At 73.3% G+C, this 21376-nt stretch carries 17 protein-coding genes; 6 read left to right on the top strand and 11 right to left on the bottom strand.

From position 1 onward, the window contains the following. Window positions 1-32: 32 nt before the first annotated feature. The 3 genes from ACIP4O_RS19950 (at window position 33) to ACIP4O_RS19940 (ending at window position 2879) form a co-directional block, all read left to right on the top strand. A complete protein-coding gene (locus ACIP4O_RS19950; RefSeq protein ID WP_401576096.1) occupies window positions 33-1241 on the top strand; it encodes a glycine C-acetyltransferase in 1209 nt (402 codons plus the stop codon). Between the two features lie 83 nt (window positions 1242-1324). Continuing rightward, complete coding sequence (locus ACIP4O_RS19945) at window positions 1325-2224, top strand: LysR family transcriptional regulator (RefSeq protein ID WP_401576095.1); 900 nt, start codon at window positions 1325-1327, stop codon at window positions 2222-2224. A gap of 130 nt (window positions 2225-2354) precedes the next feature. Continuing rightward, window positions 2355-2879 carry an AAA family ATPase gene (locus ACIP4O_RS19940; RefSeq protein ID WP_401576093.1) on the top strand — a complete coding sequence of 175 codons (525 nt, stop codon included), beginning with the start codon at window positions 2355-2357 and terminating at the stop codon, window positions 2877-2879. An 82-nt stretch (window positions 2880-2961) separates the two neighbouring features. Here the strand turns inward: ACIP4O_RS19940 and ACIP4O_RS19935 are convergent, their stop codons facing one another. Both ACIP4O_RS19935 and ACIP4O_RS19930 read right to left on the bottom strand, forming a co-directional pair. Next, window positions 2962-4392 (bottom strand): phytoene desaturase family protein, encoded by a 1431-nt coding sequence (locus ACIP4O_RS19935; RefSeq protein ID WP_401576091.1) that lies wholly within the window; start codon window positions 4390-4392, stop codon window positions 2962-2964. Between the two features lie 93 nt (window positions 4393-4485). Then, on the bottom strand, window positions 4486-5406 hold the full coding sequence (locus ACIP4O_RS19930) for an inositol monophosphatase family protein (protein WP_401576089.1): 921 nt from the start codon (window positions 5404-5406) through the stop codon (window positions 4486-4488). A 292-nt stretch (window positions 5407-5698) separates the two neighbouring features. Here ACIP4O_RS19930 and ACIP4O_RS19925 point away from each other — a divergent pair, with 292 nt between their 5' ends. Beyond that, a complete protein-coding gene (locus ACIP4O_RS19925; RefSeq protein WP_401576087.1) occupies window positions 5699-6763 on the top strand; it encodes a biotin/lipoate A/B protein ligase family protein in 1065 nt (354 codons plus the stop codon). 154 nt (window positions 6764-6917) lie between these two features. On the opposite strand, the gene ACIP4O_RS19920 is transcribed toward ACIP4O_RS19925, so the two are convergent. The 8 genes from ACIP4O_RS19920 to ACIP4O_RS19885 form a co-directional block, all read right to left on the bottom strand. Beyond that, window positions 6918-9329, bottom strand: coding sequence for a glycoside hydrolase family 65 protein (locus ACIP4O_RS19920; protein WP_401576085.1), 2412 nt, complete (start codon window positions 9327-9329; stop codon window positions 6918-6920). 4 nt (window positions 9330-9333) lie between these two features. Continuing rightward, window positions 9334-10167 carry an HAD family hydrolase gene (locus tag ACIP4O_RS19915; protein ID WP_401576083.1) on the bottom strand — a complete coding sequence of 278 codons (834 nt, stop codon included), beginning with the start codon at window positions 10165-10167 and terminating at the stop codon, window positions 9334-9336. A 1144-nt stretch (window positions 10168-11311) separates the two neighbouring features. Continuing rightward, window positions 11312-12313: a TIGR03842 family LLM class F420-dependent oxidoreductase gene (locus tag ACIP4O_RS19910; protein ID WP_401576081.1), complete on the bottom strand. Its 1002-nt coding sequence runs from the start codon at window positions 12311-12313 to the stop codon at window positions 11312-11314. A 270-nt stretch (window positions 12314-12583) separates the two neighbouring features. Further along, entirely contained in the window at window positions 12584-13777 is a 1194-nt protein-coding gene (locus ACIP4O_RS19905; protein ID WP_401576247.1) for a ricin-type beta-trefoil lectin domain protein, read from the bottom strand. 331 nt (window positions 13778-14108) lie between these two features. Further along, a complete protein-coding gene (gene hydA / locus ACIP4O_RS19900; RefSeq protein WP_401576080.1) occupies window positions 14109-15515 on the bottom strand; it encodes a dihydropyrimidinase in 1407 nt (468 codons plus the stop codon). Between the two features lie 27 nt (window positions 15516-15542). Continuing rightward, complete coding sequence (locus ACIP4O_RS19895; RefSeq protein WP_401576078.1) at window positions 15543-16883, bottom strand: aspartate aminotransferase family protein; 1341 nt, start codon at window positions 16881-16883, stop codon at window positions 15543-15545. Further along, entirely contained in the window at window positions 16826-17671 is an 846-nt protein-coding gene (locus ACIP4O_RS19890) for a nitrilase-related carbon-nitrogen hydrolase (RefSeq protein WP_401576076.1), read from the bottom strand. Before ACIP4O_RS19890 ends, ACIP4O_RS19895 begins: the two co-directional genes overlap by 58 nt. 216 nt (window positions 17672-17887) lie before the next feature. Next, complete coding sequence (locus ACIP4O_RS19885) at window positions 17888-19519, bottom strand: hypothetical protein (RefSeq protein ID WP_401576074.1); 1632 nt, start codon at window positions 19517-19519, stop codon at window positions 17888-17890. Window positions 19520-19878: 359 nt separating this feature from the next. On the opposite strand from ACIP4O_RS19885, the gene ACIP4O_RS19880 reads away from it, so the two are divergent. Both ACIP4O_RS19880 and ACIP4O_RS19875 read left to right on the top strand, forming a co-directional pair. Further along, entirely contained in the window at window positions 19879-20067 is a 189-nt protein-coding gene (locus ACIP4O_RS19880) for a hypothetical protein (RefSeq protein ID WP_401576073.1), read from the top strand. An 8-nt stretch (window positions 20068-20075) separates the two neighbouring features. Further along, window positions 20076-20906 carry a hypothetical protein gene (locus tag ACIP4O_RS19875; protein ID WP_401576071.1) on the top strand — a complete coding sequence of 277 codons (831 nt, stop codon included), beginning with the start codon at window positions 20076-20078 and terminating at the stop codon, window positions 20904-20906. A 55-nt stretch (window positions 20907-20961) separates the two neighbouring features. Here the strand turns inward: ACIP4O_RS19875 and ACIP4O_RS19870 are convergent, their stop codons facing one another. Further along, window positions 20962-21225 carry a helix-turn-helix domain-containing protein gene (locus ACIP4O_RS19870; protein ID WP_401576069.1) on the bottom strand — a complete coding sequence of 88 codons (264 nt, stop codon included), beginning with the start codon at window positions 21223-21225 and terminating at the stop codon, window positions 20962-20964. Window positions 21226-21376: the final 151 nt, after the last annotated feature.

Raw genomic sequence — 21376 nt, 5'->3', positions numbered from 1 at the left:
GCCCCGCATCCATCCCTCCGGAGGAATCCCCCATGTTCGGCTCCGTGCGCGACCAGCTGCGTACCACCCTCGACGAGATCACCGCCGAGGGCCTGTACAAGCCCGAGCGCGTCATCGGCACCCCCCAGTCCGCGACCGTGGACGTCACCGCCGGGGGCCTGCCCGGCGAGGTGCTCAACTTCTGCGCCAACAACTACCTCGGCCTCGCCGACGACCCCGAGGTCATCGCCGCCGGGCACGCGGCGCTCGACCGCTGGGGCTACGGCATGGCCTCGGTCCGCTTCATCTGCGGCACGCAGGAGGTGCACAAGGAGCTGGAGGGGCGGCTGTCCGCGTTCCTCGGGCAGGAGGACACGATCCTCTACTCCTCGTGCTTCGACGCCAACGGCGGTGTCTTCGAGACGCTGCTCGGCCCCGAGGACGCCGTCATCTCGGACGCCCTCAACCACGCCTCGATCATCGACGGCATCCGCCTGTCGAAGGCGCGCCGCCTGCGGTACGCGAACCGGGACATGGCCGAGCTGGAGCAGCGCCTGAAGGAGGCGGGCGACGCGCGCCGCCGCCTCGTCGTCACCGACGGCGTCTTCTCGATGGACGGCTACCTCGCCCCGCTGCGGGAGATCTGCGAGCTCGCCGAGCGCTACGACGCCATGGTCATGGTCGACGACTCGCACGCGGTCGGCTTCGTCGGCGAGAACGGGCGCGGCACCCCGGAGCTGGCGGGCGTGAGCGACCGCGTCGACATCATCACGGGCACGCTCGGCAAGGCGCTCGGCGGGGCCTCGGGCGGCTATGTGGCCGCGCGGGCCGAGATCGTCGCGCTGCTGCGCCAACGCTCGCGCCCGTACCTCTTCTCGAACAGCCTCGCGCCGGTCATCGCGGGCGCCTCGCTCAAGGTCCTCGACCTCCTCGAAAGCGCCTCCGACCAGCGCGTACGGCTGCGCGAGAACACCGCGCGCTTCCGTACGGCGATGAGCGAGGCAGGGTTCGAGCTGCTTCCGGGCGAGCACCCGATCGTCCCCGTCATGTTCCACGACGCGGCCCTCGCGGGGCGCATGGCGGAGCTGCTGCTGGAGCGCGGCGTGTACGTGACGGCGTTCTCGTACCCCGTCGTGCCGCAGGGGCAGGCGCGCATCCGCGTGCAGCTCTCGGCGGCGCACTCGGCGCAGGACGTGGACCGCGCCGTCGCCGCGTTCGTCTCGGCGCGCGACGCCTCGAAGACGGACAAGCCGGCGATCTGAGCCGAGGGCGACCGGGCGGGCGGCTCCGGGGCGGTGGATCGCCCCGGGACCGTCCGCTCCGCCGATTTGCGACAATCGTTCCCATGATCGAGGCACGGCGGCTGCACATCCTGCGCGCGGTGGCGGACCACGGCACGGTGACCGCGGCCGCCGCCGCGCTCTACCTGACCCCCTCGGCGGTCTCGCAGCAGCTGAGCGCCCTGGAACAGGAGACCGGGCACCGGCTCGTCGAGCGCGGCGCCCGGGGCGTACGGCTCACGCCGCCGGGCGAGATCCTGCTCGCGCACACGCACGCGGTGCTCGCCCAGCTGGAGCGCGCGGAGGCCGAGCTGGCCGCCTACCGCACGGGCGCCTCGGGCACGGTCACGGTGACGTCCTTCGCGACCGGCATCAACCTGGTCGTCGCCCCGGCGCTCGCGGTGCTCGCCGGCACGGCGCCGGGGATACGGGTACGAGTGCGGGACGCCGAAGGCGACGCGAGCCTGCGGATGGTCCTGGACCGCCGTACGGACGTCGCGGTGGCCGTCGAGTACCGGGGCGCCCCGGGCGCCGACGATCCGCGCCTGACCCGCGTCCCGCTCTACGCGGAGCCCTTCGACGCGGTCCTCCCGCCGGGCCACGCCCTCGCCGGCGCCACACACATCCGGCTCGCGGACCTCGCCGCCGACCCGTGGATCGGCCCGTTCCCGGGGAACCCCTGCCACGACGTCGTCGTCCTCGCCTGCGAGCACGCGGGCTTCCAGCCGCCCATCGAACACCTCTCCGACGACTTCCGCGCGGTGGTCGCGCTCGCGGCGGCGGGCGCGGGCGTCGCGCTCGTCCCGCGTTCGGCGCTGCGGGGCATGGACCTCGACGGCGCGGTGGTCCGCCCCGTCGACGGCGTGGCCCCGACCCGCAGGGTGTTCGCGGCGGTGCGGTGCGGGGCGGAGGAGCACCCGCTGATCCGGCCGGTCCTTGAGGCGCTGGGGAAAGCGGCGGGGTGAGGGGCGGGCCCGGTGCCGTCGGAAAACCCTTCGCGGGCGCCGCGGGCCGGTGGTAGATCTCTGGCGTGCGAGTTCTGAACCCTCCCGAGTTGTCGCCGCTGATCGCCGGTCCCCGGCCCGGGGACGGGCGATGACCGCCCTGTTCCTGCTGGTCGGCCTGCCGGGGGCCGGAAAGACGACCCTCGCCCGGCGACTCGCCGTCGAGCGCCGCGCGCTGCGCCTGACGCCCGATGAGTGGATGCTCCCGCTCTTCGGCGCCTCCGACCCGGACGGGAGACGGGACGTGCTGGAGGGCCGGCTGCTGTGGCTGGCGCTGGAGGCGGTCCGGCTCGGCACGAACGTCGTCCTGGACTACGGCTGCTGGTCCCGTGCCGAGCGGTCCGCGATCCGCTGCCTGACGGAGGCCGAGGGGGCGCGCTTCCACCTGGTCCACCTCCCGGTCACCGAGGAGACCCGGCGCGTCCGCATCGCGCACCGCTGGGCGACCACGCCCTCGGAGACGTTCCCGATGACGGAGGCGGACATCGCCTTCGGCCGCGCCCACTTCGAGGAGCCGGACGCGACGGAACTCGGCGGTTCCGCGGCGGACGCTCCTCCTCCCGGGTGGCCGACGTGGCGGGAGTGGGCGGCATGGCGGTGGCCGTCTTCGGGGTGAGGGCGGTCCGGACCGCGGTGTCCGTGCGCGCGGCGCGGCGGGGCGGGGCGGGAGGCGCCGGGCGCGTACGAGGAGGTGGCCCTCACGCCGCGTCCCGCGCTCTCAGCGCGCGCCACACCGCCCGCGCCGCGTTGTGCCCGCTCATGCCGTGGACTCCGGGGCCCGGTGGGGTCGCCGAGGAGCAGAGGAAGACGGCGGGGTGGCGGGTGGCGTAGGGGCGCAGGGTGGGGCGGGGGCGGAAGAGGAGCTGGAGGCCGCTCGCGGCGCCGCAGGCGATGTCGCCGCCGACGTAGTTGGCGTTGCGCGCGGCGAGTTGGGGCGGTCCCGCCGTGGCGCGGGCGAGGATCAGGTCGCGGAAGCCGGGGGCGAAGCGTTCGATCTTGCGCTCGATGACGTCGGTGAGGTCGCCCTCCCAGCCGTGCGGCACGTGCCCGTACGCCCAGAAGACGTGTTTGCCCTGGGGGGCGCGGCCGGGGTCGGCGAGGCTCGGCTGGACGGTGATGAGGAAGGGGTCGGCGGGCGGCACGCCGCGCCGTGAGACGTCGACGAGGGCGCGGGAGATGTCGCGGCTGCCGGGGCCGAGTTGCACCGTACCGGCGCGGCGGGCGGCCTCGGAGGTCCAGGGGACCGGCCCGTCGAGTGCGTAGTCGAGCTTGAAGACGGCGGCGCCGTAGCGGTAGTTCGGGTAGGCGCGGGCGCCGAGTCCGGCGATGCGGGCGAGGGCGTGCGGCGAGGTGTCGAAGAGGTAGGCGCGCGCGGGCGGGAGGTCGTCGAGGCGGCGGACCTCGAAGCCGGTCTCGACGGTGCCGCCGAGGTCGGCCAGGTACGCGGCGAGGGCGCCGGTGATCGCGCCGGAGCCGCCTTCCGCGACGGGCCAGCCGCGCGTGTGCGCGGCGAGGGCGAAGAGGAGCCCCACGGCGGAGGTGGCGGGGCCGCTCAGGGGAGCGATGACGTGGCCGACGAGCCCGGCGAGCATCGCTTTGGCGCGGTCCTCGCGGAAGCGGGCGAGGAGGACGCGGGCGGGGGGCAGCCCGGCGAGGCCGAAGCGGGCGAGGGAGAGCGGGTCGCGGGGCAGCGCCGTGGACGGGAGCGCCATGAAGTCGCGCAGCACGGCGTCCCAGTGCGGCAGGAGCGGGGAGACGAGTCGCCGGTACGTCCCCGCGTCGCGGGCGCCGAGCGAGGCCGCGGTCTCGCCGACGGAGCGGGCGAGCACGGCGGCGTCACCGCCCGGCAGCGGGTGCGCCATCGGCAGGCCCGCGTGGAGCCAGCGCAGCCCGTACCGCGCGAGGGGCAGGGCCCGGAAGGCGGGCGAGGCGATGCCGAGGGGGTGCGCCGCCGAGCAGGGGTCGTGGTGGAAGCCGGGGAGGGTCAGTTCCTCGGTGCGGGCGCCGCCGCCGATCTCGCAAGCGGCCTCGAAGACGGCGACGGAGAGGCCTCGGCGGGCCAGTTCGACGGCGGCGGTGAGCCCGTTGGGTCCCGCTCCCACGACGACCGCGTCCAGCAAAGTCGACACCTCCGGACTCCTCACGTCAGCCGATGGCCCGGCGGTCAGGATATGCCGCCCGGCCTCGCCCGAAGCCACGTTTTCCCGTGCCTTGACGCTCCCTCACGCCGGGCTGTCCCCCGATTCCCCGGCGAGCAGCGCGCGGACCCGTTCGGCCGTCGCCGCGTCGCGCGCGGTGGTGAAGGGCAGCGCGTTGCCCCCGGTGACGCGGAAGGGGACACCGTCGGTCGTCACGTGTGCGCCGCCGGTCTCCTCGACGAGAAGGAGCCCGGCCGCGTGGTCCCAGGCCAGCTCCCAGCTGAAGGCGGTGGCGTCCAGCTCGCCGCGCGCTATCGCGAGGTATTCGAGCCCTGCGGAGCCGCAGTGGCGTGGGGCGAGGCCGGGGACGGCGAGGCGGCGGAGCTGGGCCTGCTGGGGACCGGTCGTGTAGTCGGGGTGCGAGCAGGCGACGCTGAGCGGCTCGCCCGGCACGGGGGCGGTACGGGTCAGGGGCTCCCCGTTGAGCAGGGCACCCCTGCCGCGTACCGCGACGGCCATGAGGCCGAGGACGGGCGCGTACGTCCAGGAGGCGACGACCTCGCCGTCGACCGCGAGCGCGACGAGGGTGCAGAAGCCCGGCTCGCCGCGTACGAACTGGCGGGTGCCGTCGACCGGGTCGACGATCCACACGGGCGCGGCGCCGCGCAGCGCCTCGTACCGTGCGGGGTCCCCGGCGACGGCCTCCTCACCGACGACGACGGAGCCGGGGAGGAGGGCGGGCAGGCTCTCGGTGAGGAGTTCCTCGGCCTCGCGGTCGGCGACGGTGACGAGGTCGTGGGGCCCGGACTTCGTGCTGACCTCGCCGTCCGCGAGGTGGCGGAAGCGGGGCAGCACGGCGCGGTCGACGGCGGCGCGCACGGCGGTCTCGACGGCGGAGAGGCCGTCGGCGTCGAGCGCGGTGGCGAGCGCCGCCGCGGAGGCGGGAGAGGCGAAGGCGCTGGTGGCGGGGTGGGCCGGGGCGGAATCGCGCAGGTCTTCGAGCATGGGTTCATGAGAGCACGTGGCACTGACATCGGGGAGAGGGAGGGGAGACGGGGGCTTGCGGGGAGGGGAACGGACGGCGCGGGAGGGGGGCGCCGCGTACCACCGCGACCCGCTCCCGACCCGCGTCCGCCTCGGTCCGCCTCCGCCTTGCCCCCTCCGCCCCGACCCCCCTCCACTCCGACCCGCCTCCGCCCCGGCCGCGGGAATCGGGTACTCCCCGCTAACGTTGCCCTGACCGCAGGGAAATGACCGAAGTGCCCGTCCCGGGCCCGAAGAGTTGGAGGCGGCGGCCGTGCACGGTGAGTACAAGATCCCGGGCGGAAAGCTCGTGGTGGTGGACCTCGAGGAGGAGGGCGGGGTGCTGCGCGACGTGCGCGTGGCCGGCGACTTCTTCCTCGAACCCGACGAGGCGATCGACTCGATCAACGCCGCGCTCGAAGGCGCCCCCTCCGGTACGGACGGTGCCGGTCTCGCCGCGCGCGTGCAGGCCGCGCTGCCGCCCGGCACGGTGATGTACGGACTGACCGCCGAGGGCATCGGCGTCGCGGTGCGCCGGGCGCTCGCGCGGGCCACCGACTGGACGGACTACGACTGGCAGCTCATCCACGACGGTCCGCTGCCCGTGGGCCTGCACCTCGCGCTCGACGAGATCCTCACGCAGGAGGTCGCCGCCGGGCACCGCCCGCCGACGCTGCGGGTGTGGGAGTGGCAGGACCCGGCCGTCGTGATCGGCAGCTTCCAGTCCCTGCGCAACGAGGTGGACCCGGACGGGGCGGCGAAGCACGGCGTGACCGTGGTGCGGCGCGTGACGGGTGGCGGGGCGATGTTCATGGAGGCGGGCAACAGCATCACGTACTCGCTCTCCGTGCCGAGCGCGCTCGTCGAGGGCCTCTCCTTCGCCGACAGCTACGCCTACCTCGACGACTGGGTGCTCTCGGCGCTCGGCGACATGGGCATCAAGGCGTGGTACCAGCCGCTCAACGACATCGCGACCGAGGCGGGGAAGATCGCCGGGGCGGCGCAGCGCCGCGTCGCCGCGCCGCAGAGCGGGGTGCCCGCCGTGCTGCACCACGTCACGATGGCGTACGACATGGACGCCGACAAGATGACCGAGGTGCTCCGGATCGGCAAGGAGAAGCTCTCCGACAAGGGGACGACGAGCGCCAAGAAGCGCGTCGACCCGCTGCGTCGGCAGACGGGGCTGCCGCGCGAGCAGGTCATCGCGAACATGGTCGCCTCCTTCCGTAGCCGGTACGGGCTCGCGGAGGGGTCCGTGACGGAGGAGGAGATGGCGCGGGCGCGGGAACTGGCGCGGACGAAGTTCGACTCCGAGGAGTGGACGGCGCGGGTTCCCTGAGCTTCCGAGCGGCGGGCGGCTCGGCTTCCGGGGGTTCCGCGCGCGGGCGGCCTGGTTCCCTGGGGTCGCGGAAGGGCCGGTGACGCCGTACGGCGAGGGGTCAAGTACGCGAAGGCGAAGCGTACTTGACCCCTGGCTCGCGCCACCCGGTCCCTCAGTCCCCCTCCGGCAGGGTCAGGTGGAAGGAGTCGCCTGGCCGCAGTGTCACCGTGCGGTCCACGAGCCGGATGTCGAGCGAAGGCCGGTTGGTCCCCGGAAGACTGATGTCGAGGCCGCCCGAGCGCATACGGAAGCGCACGCCCCACAGATGACGGTAGTGAATGGCGAAGTCGTAGCCGGACAGCTCCGGTTGGGGCACGGGGTCGAGGCTGAGGGCCCCGTCGGAGCGGATGCGCAGCCCGGTGAGGCAGCGCTGCACGAGGTCGAGCGTCCCGGCCATCGCACCGAGGTGGATGCCCTCGCCCGTCGTGCCGCCCTGGAGATCGGCGACGTCGCCGCGCAGCGCCTCCTGGAAGAAGCCCCACGCCTGCGTGGGCCGCACCCGGGCCAGCACCCAGGCGTGCACGAGGCCGCTGAGCGTGGACCCGTGGCTCGTACGGGCCACGTAGTACTCGACGGTCCTGCGCCAGGTCTCGTCGTCGAGCCGGTGCCCCAAACGGGTGAAGAGGGCGCGGAGTTCGCGGGGCGGGAAGAGGTAGCCGAGCATCAGTGTGTCGGCCTGCTTGGACGCCTGGTAGCGGTTGACGCTGTCTCCCTCGGCCTCCAGGACGCGGTCGAGGCGGCGGATGTCACCGTACTTGGTGGACATGCCGACCCAGTCGAGTTCGCGCAGTTCCCCGTAGCCGTCGAACTGGCTGATGACGCCTTGGTGGAAGGGGACGTGGAGGCGGCGCGAGATGTCGTCCCAGTGGGCGAGTTCGGTGTCGTCGAGCCCGGTGTGCTCGGCGAGTTCGGCGCGGCGCTCCTCCGGGAGCGCGGCGAGGGATTCGAGGGTGCGCTGAAGGACCCAGGCGGCGGTCACGTTGGTGTACGCGTTGTCGTCGAGCCCGGGTTCGGTCGCGTCGGGGTAGGCGTCGTGGTACTCGTCGGGGCCGACGACGCGGCGGATGCGGTAGCGGCCGAGGCCGCTGTCCCACTCGGACTTCGAGGCCCAGAAGCGGGAGATCTGGAGGAGCATCTCGGCGCCCTCGTGCTCCATGAAGCGCGTGTCGCCGGTGGCGCGCGCGTAGCTCCACACGTTGTACGCGACGGCCGAGCCGATGTGGTGCTGGAGACGCGAGTTGTCGGGGAGCCAGCGTCCCGAGCTGGGGTTGAGGTGCAGTTCCTGGGTCTCCTCGCGGCCGTCGCTGCCGGACTGCCAGGGGTACATCGCGCCGTCGAACCCGGCCTCGCGGGCGAGGCGGCGAGCACGGTCCAGGCGGCGGTGCCGGTAGCGGAGCAGGCCCTTGGAGACCTCGGGGAAGTGCAGGTTGAGGTAGGGCAGGACGAAGAGTTCGTCCCAGAAGACGTGCCCCCGGTACGCCTCCCCGTTGAGGCCGCGCGCGGGCACGCCCGCGTCCAGGTCGGCGGTGTGCGGGGAGACGGTCTGGAGCAGATGGAAGAGGTGGAAGCGCAGGATGTGGCCTGCCTCGTCGGGGACTTCGAGAAGCGCGCGGTGCCACAGGCGCTGCCAGGCGAGACGGTGGTCACGGAGGAACTCGTCCCAGCCGGGAACGTTGCGCACGCCGTCGAGCGCCGCGTCGAGCGGGTCGCTGATCGCCGAGTCGCGCGAGGTGTGCAGGGCGACGATCTTGTCGACCGTCGCCGTCTCACCCTGTTTCAGCGCGATGTTGATGCGCGTCGCGGGCCGGTTCGGGGTGCCCGTGGAGGGGCGCGGCTCGCACGAGGGGCCGTCGCTGCTGTACGTACGGGCGGCGACGGCCACCGTGATGCCCGAGTTGGCCGTGCGCGCGCGGACCCACACGGTGCAGTCCTCGGGGTAGCCGCTCGTGATCTCGGCGAGGTGGTGGCCGTTGAGCTCGCGGTAACGCGCCACGCCGTCGTTCGTGACGCCGGCGTCGATCGCTGACTCGACTTCGAGGGTGCCGTCGAAGTTCTCGGCGGTGAACTCGGTGCGCAGCGCGGCGAGATGGGGATCATCCATGTGGACCACGCGGAACTGGCGCAGCCGCAGCCTGCGCCCCGAGGCGTCCTCGTACACGAGGTGGCGCTCGTAGATCCCCGCGCGCAGATCGAGCAGTTGGCGGTACGAGCGCAACGCGGCGTCGTCGGGCGTGTACCAGTCGACGCCGCTCCCGCCCTCGGGCGGGGCGAGGCGGTAGCGCAGGGGCAGCCAGTTGGGGAGGTTGACCATGTCCTCGTTGGACACCGTCTGCCCGGCGACCTCCGAGGTGAGCCGGTTGTAGACGCCGGCGGCATAGGTGCCCGGGTAGTGCGGGCCGCCCGCGGCGCATTCGGGGGCCGCGCCCCGCGTCGCGAAGTAACCGTTGCCGAGACTGCACAGGGACTCGCGCAGCGTCTCCTCGGCGGGATCGTAACCCTCGTACTCCCACGTCCATTCGGACATGCGGTCACTCCTTGCCGTCGGTGCCGGGTGCGGGGCCTTGGGTGTCGGGTGCGCCGTCTTCGGTGCCGGGTGCGCGCAGGAGGTCGGCGAGGTCGTCGACGACGAGGTCGGCGCCGTGTTCCCGCAGGTCCCTCGCGGTGTCGGTGGTGTGGGCGCGATCGACGCCGACGACGAGGCCGAAGCCGCCGCGCCGGCCGGCCTCGACGCCCGCGAGGGCGTCCTCGGCGACGGCGGCGTGCGCGGCCTCGACTCCGAGGCGGTCGGCCGCCTCCAGGAAGAGCGCGGGATCGGGTTTGCCGGGCAGGCCGAGGCGGTGGGACTCGTCGCCGTCGACAAGGGTCACGAAGTAGTCGAGGAGCCCGGCCCCTTCAAGGACGTCGCGGGCGTGGTGGGAGGACGAGGCGGCGGCCATGGGGATGCCCGCGGCGCGCAGGGCCTTCAGGAGACGTACGGAGCCGGGGAAGGGCTCGATGCCGTTCCTGCGGATGCGGCGCGTGAACATGCCGTCCTTGAGCGCGGCGACGGCGGCGACCGAGTCCGTGCCGGGGGCGTCCGACGGGTTGCCGTCCGGGATCGGCACCCGGCGCGAGCGCAGGAAGGCGGCGGCACCGTCGACCCGGGGCTTGCCGTCGACGTAGCGGAGGTAGTCGTCGGCGGCGTCGAAGGGCCGGTCGAGCGCCTTGTCGGCGGGCGGATGCTCGCGGAGGCAGGCGTCGAACGCCTCCTTCCACGCCTCGGCATGGACGCGCGCGGAATCGGTGAGAACCCCGTCGACGTCGAAGACCATCGCCGCGATGCCGGTCATGACGGGAGCGAGCCCGTGCTCGGCGGCGGTCACCGGAGGGCTCCGGGGGCGGTACGGCGGCCGGTACGGATCGCGGCGCGGCATCTGGTTTCAGGGGGCGTGGTGGGGGGTGCGGTGCGGGTGTCGGTAGCAGGGGGCGCGGTAGGGATTCCAGTACGGATCGCGGTACTGGTTCCGGTGACAGGGGGCGCGGTGGGGGTTCCGGTACGCGGCGTTCGCATGGCACACGTCCTTCCGGCTCGGGACCGACCGGCCGGGAGGGCCCAGCCCTCCGCCCACGCTAACCGCAGGGGCGGGGCGCCGCAGCCGGGGAGCGGTGAGGGGGGCGATGGGGGTGGGGGCTTGGCGTGCGGGGCGGTGGGGGCGGGTGGTGAGGGGTGTGAGGCGTGGGGGGAAGGACTCTGCGCGTTCGGCGTCGTCGTTACGTCTCAGGGTTGAGCGTGCGGACGGTTCCAGCGTCTGCCATGCGTCACGGGCGAACTTGCGGGCGGCCGCCAGTCAGCCGACGCGTCCCGGCCGAGCCTGCGGGCAGCCCCCACACCAGCCCACACGTCACGGCCGAGCCTGCGAACAGCCCCCACCCGCCCTGGGGGGCTCCCCTTTTAACAGTCTTCCGCAAGTCGGCCGGCCCCCATGACCATCCCGCCCCATCTGTGGACAACTCAGCGAAACCCGCCACGCCGCCCACCCGAAGGAGTGAGAGCTTTGCGCGCTCCCTCTCAGAAGAATCGTTCACGCGACCACTGGTCCACAGCCATTCGGGTGACCTGGCCAGAGGTGAGTGAGCACTCACTCACGCGGAACGACTCCGCACCCCCGGCTCGCACGTGTCCGGGGCGCGCCAGCATCGGCGAACCGGCCACCACCACGGGACCTCATCAGGGGCCGCGGCAGCGGCAGGGGCACGACATCCCCGCGCGAAGCGACGACTCATCCCCGCACCACCGCCCCCTCGTACGGGAGAGCGGCCACCGTCCCGGCGGAGTGGCGGCCTCGTCGGTCATGGCTCGATCTTCGGAGAAAACGGCGCGGGAGGTATCGCTGCCGCGATCGGGCGCCTTGCGAGGGGGCTCGTACGAAGTACGGATGCGGGAGCCGTACCGACGCGGCGGCGGGAGCCGTGCGAACACGGGTACGCGCGCGGCGTCGCGCAATCGGGGGAAAAGCTCCCGCGGCATCAAGAGTTGAGGACCGGGATGACTTCCTCGCCGTACACGTCGATGAGTTGTTCGCGCGCGTCGTGCATCGCGTAGACGGCGAACTGGTCGACACCGATGGCCCGCAGTTCGCGCAGCTTCTCGATGTGCGCCTCGACGGGGCCGAGGACGCAGAAGCGGTCCACGATCTCGTCGGGCACGAAGTCCGTCGAACTGTTCCCGACGCGGCCGTGGTGGCTGTAGTCGTAGCCCTGACGGCCCGCGATGTAGGCGGTCAACTCGGCTGGCACGGAGGAGGATTCGCTGCCGTAGCGGGTGACGAGATCCGCGACGTGGTTGCCGACCATGCCGCCGAACCAGCGGCACTGCTCCCGGGCGCGGGGCAGGTCCTCGCTCACATAGGCGGGAGCCGCCACGCAGATCGCGACGGAGGCCGGGTCGCGGCCCGCGTCGGAGGCGGCCGTACGGACCTGCTCGACCATCGCCGCCGCGAGGTAGGGGTCGGCGAGTTGGAGGATGAAGCCGTCCGCGCGGGCCCCGGTGAGGGCGAGCGCCTTCGGCCCGTACGCGGCGGCCCACACCGGCAGCCGCCCCTCCCGTACCCACGGCAGCCGTACCTCGGTGTCGCCGAGGCGTGCGGTGCGGCCCTCGGCGAGGTCGCGGATCGTGTCGATGGCCTCGCCGAGGCGCCCGAGGGTGTTCGGCGGTCGGCCCGCGACGCGCATCGCGGAGTCGCCGCGCCCGATACCGCACACGGTGCGGTTGCCGAACATGTCGTTGAGCGTCGCGAAGGTCGACGCGGTGACCTCCCACGTACGGGTGCCCGGGTTGGTCACCATCGGGCCGACGACGAGCCGTTCGGTGTGTTCCAGGATCTGGCTGTGGATGACGAAGGGCTCCTGCCACAGGACGGCGGAGTCGAAGGTCCAGCCGTGGGTGAAGCCTTGCCGTTCGGCGCGGCGCATGAGGTCGACGACGGTGGAGGCCGGCGGGTCGGTCTGGAGAACGAGTCCGAAGTCCATGACACTGCTCCCGGGGTCAGCGGCTCCTGGGTTGGAGGCCGTCGTGCGGGGTTCCGTCCGAAACGTGGCGGGTTCCGGCGATTGTGCCACGGACGGGGACACCGGAACGGGGCGCGCACGCCTTTCACGGAGTCGAGTCCCGGTGGAGTCGGCATCCAGAGGTCCAGCACCGACCAGTTCGACAAGCTGTCCATCACCCCGGTACGTACACGCGGGCACCGAGCGGCCCCGCAGGGAAGGTCTCCCGTACGGGGCCGCTCGCACATGCTCTCAAGCAGTGACCGGAAGCGCGGTCCATCGCTGGTTCGGGCCGCCGTGGCAGTCCCACAGCACGACTTGGGTACCGTCCGTGGTGGAGGAGCCGGGGTCGTCGAGGCAGCGCCCGGAGACCGGGTTGCGGTAGCCGCCCTGGTATGCCTGCCAGACCTGGTTGGCGCCACCGTCGCAGTCCCAGATCACGGCCTTGGTGCCGTTGGCCGTACCGCCGCCCTGGGCGTCCAGGCACTTGCCCAGCGCCCGCAGGGAGCCGTCGGCGCGCGCGGTCCACACCTGTGCGCCGGTGCCGTTGCACGACCAGATCTGCGCGGCCGTCCCGTTCGCGGAGCTGCCCGCGTTGACGTCGAGGCACTTGCCGTTGATCCCGGAGCGCACCGCGCCGCCGACCGCGACGGGCGCGGAGATCCAGCCGGCCTCGTCGGCGGCCCGTATCCCGGCGTGGAAGGCGTCGGCCATCTTGCTGAACCCGTTGTCGTTGGGGTGCAGCGCGTCGGAGAGGTCGGCCGGCGTCACCGCGCTCATGTCCACGAGCCGCACGTGCGCGCCCGCCTCCGCCTTGGCCCGTACGAGCTGCGCGAGCTTCTCGTTGAACGCGGGACGCGTGGCCTCCTCCGTGGCACTCGTGGAGACGATCACGGTGCCGACGAGCACCGTGGCGTCGGGCGCGTCGCGCAGGATCTGGTCGATCAGGGCGCTCATCCGGTCCGGGGCGGTCGGGACCTCGTAGTTGCCGTTGAGGTCGTTGGTCCCTATCTCCAGTGTGATCACATTGGGTCGGTACTGGGCGAGGACGGAATCGGCGATCGAGGCGATCTGGTCGATGCGCCAGCCGGAGTGGCCCTCGTTGTCGGGGTCTGGCACGGGTCCGTTGCGGACCGAGCCGACGAAGTCCAACGGGTAGCCGTCCGCCGTCAGTTGATTCCAGAGGAAGCCTCGATAACTGTTGCCGGACGGGCTCCCGACCCCCCACGTGATCGAGTTGCCGAGGGGCATCACGCGCAGGGGGGCCGGCGCGGCGGAGGAGCCGGGGGCGGAGGCGTCGCGGGCGGACGAGGTGGCGGCGGCCGGGGCGGTGGCGGAGGAGGTGGCTTCGGCTGGGGCGGTGGCGGAGGAGGTGGACGGCAGGGCGGTGCCCATGCCGAGGGCGGCGGCCGTCAGCAGGGTGAGCAGAGCGGCTCTCGGTCTCATCATGGGGGGTCCTCACTGCTGGGGGGACAGTGGTGCGGGTGAGCAGGCCGCCGTACGGGCCGTGACATCGTTGTCCCACGGCCCGTACGAGATCCTGCGGAGAGCGCTCTCAGCGGAAGCTATCCAGCGCGCGACGCGCCGTCAACGCTCCGCACACGGGCCTCGGAACTCGGCCTGAAATACCGACAACTCCCGCCTATCGCAGCGCACTTGACCGCCTCATCGATAGCCGGGGGAGGCATTCCCACAGGCTGGTTCCCGACTGCGCCGTCCGCCCCCTGTCCCCGCCCCCGTCCCCGTCCCCGGAAACGCCCAGTCTCGGCCCCACCCCTCAGCGCACGAACTCCCCCAGCCCCCTCGGCACGTACACTCCGTGCCCCGGCCGTCCCACGTACTCCCTGTCCTCCAGGACCGGGACGCCGCGCGAGAGGACCGTGCGGACGCGGCCCGTGACGTGCTTGCCCTCGTAGGCCGAGTAGTCGACGTTCATGTGGTGCGTATCGGCCGAGAGGACCTGTTCCGCGTGCGGGTCGTAGATCACGATGTCCGCGTCCGCGCCCGGGGCGATCGTGCCCTTCCTCGGGTAGAGGCCGAACATGCGGGCGGGCGTCGCGCAGGCGAGGTCGATCCAGCGGCGGCGGGTGATGTGGCCGTCCACGACGGCCTGGTGGAGGAGGTCCATGCGGTGTTCGACGCCGGGCATGCCGTTGGGGATCTTCGAGAAGTCGCCCCTGCCCAGCTCCTTCTGGCCGCTGAAGCAGAAGGGGCAGTGGTCGGTCGAGACGACCTGGAGGTCGTCGGTGCGCAGCCCGCGCCACAGCGCCGCCTGGTGCTCCCGGGGGCGCAGTGGCGTCGAGCACACGTACTTGGCGCCCTCGAAGTCCGGTTCGGCGAGGTTGTCGGTGGACAGGAAGAGGTACTGCGGGCACGTCTCGCCGTAGACGGGCAGGCCCGTGTCGCGGGCGGCGGCGATCTCGGCGAGGGCCTCCCGCGCGCTCACGTGCACGATGTAGAGCGGTACGTCGCCCGCGACGCGCGCGAGCTGGATCGCCCGGTGCGTGGCCTCGGCCTCCAGGAGCGCCTTGCGGACCTCGCCGTGGTGGCGCGGGTCGGTACGGCCCGCCGCGAGGGCCTGTTCGACGAGGACGTCGATCGCGATGCCGTTCTCGGCGTGCACCATCGTGAGGCCGCCGTTCTCGCCCGCTCGCTGCATCGCGCGCAGGATGCGGCCGTCGTCGGAGTAGAAGACCCCGGGGTAGGCCATGAAGAGCTTGAAGCTCGTGACGCCCTCGCCGACGAGGAGGTCCATCTCCGCGAGGGTGTCCTCGTTGACGTCGGCGAGGATCATGTGGAAGCCGTAGTCGATCGCGCAGTTGCCCTCGGCCTTCGCGTGCCAGGCATCGAGGCCCTCGCGCAGGCCGTGGCCGACGCTCTGCACGACGAAGTCCACGATGGTCGTGGTGCCGCCCCAGGCGGCGGCCCGGGTGCCGGTCTCGAAGGTGTCGGACGCGTAGGTGCCGCCGAAGGGCATCTCCATGTGCGTGTGCCCGTCGACGCCGCCGGGGATCACGTACATGCCGCTCGCGTCGACGACCCGCTCCGCCGTCCACGCCCCGGCGGCCGCCGAACCGCTCGCTGCGAGCGCGGCGACCCGCCCGTCCTCGACGAGCACGTCGGCGTGGGTCTCCTCGGCGGCGGTGACGACGAGTCCGCCGCGGATCAGGGTGCGGTTGCTCATGGGGGCTCCTTCTCCATGGGGTCGGTCTCAGGCCGTCGCGCGCAGTGCCGACAGGAGGAGGTCGCCGCCCTCCTCCGCCTCCGCGATGGTCAGGCTCAGCGGCGGTGCGACGCGCAGCACGCTCGTGTCGTGGCCGCCGCCCTTGCCGAGGAGGAGGCCCGCCGAGCGGGCGGCCTCCAGGACGGCGCTCGCGCGCGCCGGGTCGGCGCGGTCCGTGCCGGGCTCGACGAGTTCGACGCCGAGCATGAGCCCGCGTCCGCGCACCTCCCGTACGTGCGCCATGCCGGCCGTCCCCGCCCGCAGCCGCTCGCGCAGCAGGCCGCCGACACGGCGCGCGTTGCCCTGGAGGTCGTGTTGCAGGAGGTACGTGAGGTTGGCGAGCCCGGCGGCCATGGTGACGGGTGAACCGCCGAAGGTGGAGAGCGAGTTGGTGTCGATGACGTTCATGATCTCGGCGCGGGCGACGACGCCGCCGATGGACATGCCGTTGCCGATGCCCTTGGCGAAGGTGAGCAAGTCCGGTGGTCCCGCCCGGTCGTGGGCCTGCCAGCCCCAGAAGTGGTCCCCGGTGCGCCCCCATCCGGTCTGCACCTCGTCGGTGATCCACAGGATGCCGCGCTCGGCGAGGACTTCGCGGAAGGCGGCGTAGAGCCCGTCCGGCGGTGAGGTGAACCCGCCGACGCCCTGGACGGGTTCGGCGATGAGCGCGGCGACCTGGCCGCGTGCCTGGCCGAGCAGGTCGCGCAGGTCGGCGACGCCGCCCTCGATGAACTCGCTGTCGTCCAAGTGCGCGTAGGGACCGCGGTGGCGAACGGCGCCGTGGGCCCAGAGTGTTTGGAGAGGTGAGTAACTCGTCGGGGACCAGCCGCTGTTGCCGGTGATGCCGACCGCGGAGAACGAGCGGCCGTGGTAGCTGTTGCGCATCGCGATGATCTGGTTGGAGCGGCGGTACGCGGTCGCGAGGAGCAGCGCGGTGTCATTGGCCTCGGTGCCGGACGTGGTGAAGAAGACGCGCGCGTCGGGGATGCCGGAGAGGCGCGCGATCCGCTCGGCGAGGTCGATCATCGGGCGGTTGAGGTAGAGGGTCGAGGAGTGGACGAGCCGGGCGGCCTGCTCGCTGACCGCCTCGGTGACCTCGGGGAGTGCGTGCGCGGTCATCGTGGTGAGGATGCCGCCGAAGAAGTCCAGGTAGCGGCGGCCCTCGGCGTCCCACACGTGGCGGCCCTCGCCGTGCGTGAGTTCGATGGGCTCGTCGTAGTAGAGGGCGAGCCAGTCGGGGAGTACGGCGCGGTGCCGGGCGAGGAGTTCGCTCACGGGCGGGTCAGTCCCTCGTAGGCGTCGGGGCGGCGGTCGCGGTAGAAGGCCCATTGCTTGCGGACCTCGTCGATGAGGCCGAGGTCGAGGTCGCGTACGACGAGTTCCTCCGCCTTGTCGCTCGCGGGTTGGCCGACGAACTGCCCGCGCGGGTCGACGAAGTAGCTCGTGCCGTAGAAGTCGTTGTCGCCGTACTCCTCCTGTCCGACGCGGTTGATCGCGGCGACGAAGTACTCGTTGGCGACGGCCGCCGCGGGCTGTTCGAGCTGCCACAGGTAGGCGGAGAGGCCACGCGAGGTCGCGGAGGGGTTGTAGACGATCTGCGCGCCGTTGAGGCCGAGTTGGCGCCAGCCCTCGGGGAAGTGCCGGTCGTAGCAAATGTACACGCCGACGCGGCCCACCGCCGTGTCGAAGACCGGCCAGCCCGCGTTGCCGGGACGGAAGTAGAACTTCTCCCAGAAGCCCCTGAGCTGCGGGATGTGGTGCTTGCGGTACTTGCCGAGGTAGCTGCCGTCGGCGTCGATGACGGCGGCGGTGTTGTAGTAGAAGCCCTCCGCCTCGCGCTCGAAGACCGGCACCACGATCACCATGCCGGTCTCGCGGGCGAGGTCCCGCATCCGGCTCACGGTCGGCCCGTCGGGCACGGGCTCGGCCCAGCGGTAGTGCTCCTCCTCCTGCACCTGGCAGAAGTACGGGGCGTTGAAGACTTCCTGGAAGCCGATGATCCCGGCGCCCTGCCGGGCGGCCTCGCGGGCGTGTTCCTCGTGCTTGGCGATCATGGATTCGGTGTCGCCGGTCCAGGTGGCCTGGACGAGTGCGGCGCGGACGACGGAGGCAGCCATGAGCAGTGCTCCTTCGACAAGACGTCAGAGAGCCGCTACCGCCCGGAGCCCCGGGCCGTAGAGGCACGAACGTAAGCCCCGCGCGGTGAGGGGACAAGACCGCCGGGTCGGCGGACACGGGGGATGCCACCCAGGCGGGTGAGCGGGACCGGGCGGGTGGGGGTGAGGAGCCTTCCCGCGGGCCCGTACCCGCCGTCCCTTCCCCCTGGCCCCCGGTCAGCCTCCGGTCACGCCCGCCACTCGCAGCGCGTGCGTCAGGGCGTCGTGGCGGAGGCCCGAGGCGCGGGCCGCCGCGGCGAGGAGCGGGGCGGTGAGGGTGCCGGGCGCGGAGGCGGCGATACGGGCCAGGTCCTCGGCGCTGCGGGCGCTCACGCAGGAAGCGGCGAGGCGGTCGAGCGCGCCCGGGACACCGGTGACGGCGGGGTCGGCGAGGGCCTCGGCGACCTCCCCCAGCGGCCGTACGACACCCTGCCGCAGGATGCGCGCGGCATCGGCGTGCTGCCCGGCGGCGTCCAGCGCGGTCGCGAGGGCGGTCAGCGGCGGCAGCGGGAGCGCGGCGGCCTCCCACAGCACGGTGCTCCAGTCGGCGGCGAGCCCGTCGGCGGCGAGGCGGGAGCCGAGCGCGCAGACGTGGGCGGGCGGCCAGTGCGCGGCGTCCACGAGGAGCAGGTGCGCCTCGCCCTCACGGCCCTCGGCGCGCGAGCGGTCCAGGAGGCGGAGGAGTTCCCCGGCCCGCCGCGCCCCCTCGGCATCCGGTGCGATCGCCTCACCGCCCTCGCGCACCGTGCTCCCCGCGAATCGGGCCCCGGTAAGCGACTCCCGCGCTCCGGCGGCCCCCGTCGCGAGCGGCGCGCCGCTGGGCGGCAGCACACTGCCCGGCTCCACGAGCGCGTCGTCCACCCCGGCGAACCGGGCCGAACGCCTGCGCTTCCCACGGGGCTTGACCGGTTCCACCGAGCCGCCTGCGGCGGGCTCGCGCCCGGGAGCGGGGGCGGGCGGCGAGGAGGTCGGAGCGGGGTCCCGTACGGGCTCGGCGGCGCGCCCGTTCGAGACGGCTCCGCCTCGCGGCGCGCGCGCCCCCGCGGAACGCCGACCGCTCCCCGACGACACGGGCACGCCGTCACCGGCCCCGTCCGGAACCAGCGCGCCGCCACCGGCCCCACCCGGTACGAACGCCCCGTCGCCGGCCCAGCCCCGTACTGGCGTGCCGGCCCGCCCCCGTACGGGCGCTCCCCCGCCGCCCCGCTCCGCCGCGGTCCCCGGACCGCCCGCCGCCCCGTACTCGTCCGTCGGCTCCCCGTACCCGTCCGTCGGCTCCAAGCGCGCAAGCCGGTAGGCGAGTTCGGCGCTGCGGGCCTCCGCGCGCCGCAGGTCGTCGCGGGCCCAGGCGAGGTGCCCGTGCAGGTGGGCCGCGGCGGAGCCGTCCGCTCCCGCGAGTCCGCGTTCGAGGTCCGCGACACGTGCGGCGGCACGCTCGCGTTCGCGCACCATGCCGGGGAGGCGGCGGGCGAGTTCCCCGGCCGCGCCGGGGCGGGCGTCGCGCGCGCAGAGGGCGGCCAGGTACGCCGTGCGCAGCCCGGCGGCTGCCTGCCGCGGCGCCGTCCCGGGCGCCGCGCGCGCCACGTGGTCCTCGACGAGGGCTTCGACGACGTCCCACGGAGGCGTCTCCGTACCGTCGACGCAGGCCCGCATTCCCCGGGGGTCACGGGCCCAGAAGACCTGGCACCAGCCACCGCCCGGGTCCAGTCCCGCGAGCAGCTCACCGAAGGCGCGCGCGAAGTCCGCGACCGGGTCACGTGCCTCGGAATTCTCGAACTGGTCGATACGGAAGGGAAGTTGTCCCACCACGCGTGCCCCGCTCCCACTGCGGCGTCCTTTGCTGCGGAAGGAAACACCCGCCGTGTTACGCGGCGGCTACACGGGCTTTTCGGGGAGGGACGGAGTCACGGGCGACAAGCGCGCCGCGCGCGAAGGGCGCCCGGCCGCAGGCCCCCTCACGACGACCTCCCTCCTTCGCGCTCCTCCCGCCTGCCCGGCCCCGACCCCCGGCCCGAAGTGATCTTCGTGGCGTACCGGGGCGAGTCCCCCTTCCCGGTTTCCCGTTACCGGGCGTTCCGGAGCATGGTGGACCCTGCCGGCGATGAGGCATGGCGCCGCCGGGGCGGGGCAGGAGAGCCCGGACGGGCACGACGGAGGAGTCGCACAGGATGACACAGCAGGACGGGACGGCCTGGGTCGGCCTCTCGCTACCCGGTCTCGACTGGCTCCTCGCGCTCGGCCTGCTCCTGACCGCGGCGGTCGTCTGCGTCGCCGTCCCGCTGCGCATCGAGATGAGCCGCTCGCACGGCGGCGCTGCCGCCGAGGACGCACCGGCCCGCTCCCGGTACGAGGACTGACACCCCGGATGACCCGGCACAGCCCGCGCCTGCTGTACGTCACCGACCTCGCCTACCGGGCGGCGGGCCGCCGCTACGCGGACGAGGACCTGGAGCTCTCGGCCCGCCTGCGCGCCGACTTCCCGCTCGCCCTGTGCGACCCGCGCGACGCCGCCCGCCTCCTGGACGGCTTCGACGTCGTCCTCGTCCGCAACAGCGGCCCCGTCCTGCACTACCGCGCCGCATACGCGAAGTTCCGCGCCGAGGCGCTGCGTCGCGGCACCCCCGTCCACAATCCGCTCACGGGCCGCGCCGACATGGCGGGCAAGGGCTATCTCGTCGAACTGACGCGCGCGGGCCTGCCCGTCATCCCGACGTACGCGGGCGACACGGCGCCCGGCGACCTGCCCGCCTCCGGCTCCTACATCGTCAAGCCGGTCGACGGCGCGGACTCGGTGGGCCTCGCGCACCTCGACCCGGCCGCGCTCGCCGCCCGTACCCCCGACGCGCGGACGCTCGTCCAGCCGTACATCCCGTTCCGGTACGAGGTCTCCTTCACCTTCGTGGACGACGCCTTCCAGTACGCGCTGTACGCACCGGACCCCGCGTGCCGCTGGGAGCTGGTCCCGTACCGTCCGAGTGCGGCGGATCTCGCCTTCGCGCGCCGTTTCATCGAGTGGAACGCCCTGCCCTACGGCGTCCAGCGCGTGGACGCGTGCCGCACACCGGAGGGGGACCTGCTGCTCGTGGAACTGGAGGACCACAACCCGTACCTGTCGCTCGGGCTGCTCGACGAGGAGACGCGCACGGCCTTCGAGCGGGCGCTGGTGGCCTCCCTGAGGCGAGCGGCGGGGGGCTGAGGAGTTCGCCGGAGCGGGGCGTGGGGCGGAGCCCCGCGAAGGCCCGCCGGGAAGGTCAGCTCGCCGCGCTGAGGGGAGCCGCCCCGCACGCCTCTTCGATGTCGTCGAGCGACAGCTCCAGCGCGCGGGCGAGCGCGGCCACCGTGAAGAAAGCGGGCGTGGGAGCCCGCCCCGTCTCGATCTTGCGCAGGGTCTCGGCGGAGATCCCCGCCTCGATGGCGACCTCGGCCATGCTGCGCCCGCCGCGCGCGTCCCGGAGGAGCACCCCGAGCCGTTCGCCGCGGGCGCGTTCCTCGGGGGTGAGCGGAGTACGGACCATACGACGATTCTACGGGGCAGCGCGGCGTGCGGAGGGGCGCGATCAGGACGGGCACTTGACGCGCGCGGTGGCCGATCCGGCGACCGCAGGCGGTGGTCGGTCCGGCGGGTCCGGCACAGCGGCCGCCCGGGCCCGGAAGAGCGGCCGCCCA

Source organism: Streptomyces sp. NPDC088923 (assembly GCF_044749745.1).
GTDB lineage: Bacteria > Actinomycetota > Actinomycetes > Streptomycetales > Streptomycetaceae > Streptomyces.
The sequence above is the reverse complement of the archived record's forward strand: the minus strand, read 5'-3'. Positions and strand labels throughout refer to the sequence as shown.